Here is a 296-nt window from a genome sequence, read left to right on the forward strand (position 1 = left end):
TTTGGCGTGGTTGCGAACGGATCCTGGAGGAAGCGTTCAGCGGTGAGGTCGTCGCGGTTCAGGTAGCCACGAGCTACGCCAGCGCCGCCGATATAGATTTCACCCGGAACACCCAGTGGGACGGGTTGCTGATGTTCATCCAGCAGATAGAACTGGGTGTTGCCGACGGGTTTGCCGATATGCGGGGCAAAACCGTCTTCGCGATCCATCGCTACCCAGCTTGAGTAGGTGGTGGTTTCCGACGGGCCGTAGAGGTTGCACAGGCGTTGGACGCCGGTCTGCTCGAACAGGGTTTC

1 protein-coding gene is annotated in these 296 nt (G+C 59.8%); it reads right to left on the reverse strand.

What is annotated here, in order from left to right:
* The coding region (locus tag UCMB321_RS28290) for an AMP-binding protein (RefSeq protein ID WP_040071997.1) at window positions 1-296 on the reverse strand (296 nt) is incomplete at both ends.

Source organism: Pseudomonas batumici (assembly GCF_000820515.1).
GTDB classification, from domain to species: domain Bacteria; phylum Pseudomonadota; class Gammaproteobacteria; order Pseudomonadales; family Pseudomonadaceae; genus Aquipseudomonas; species Aquipseudomonas batumici.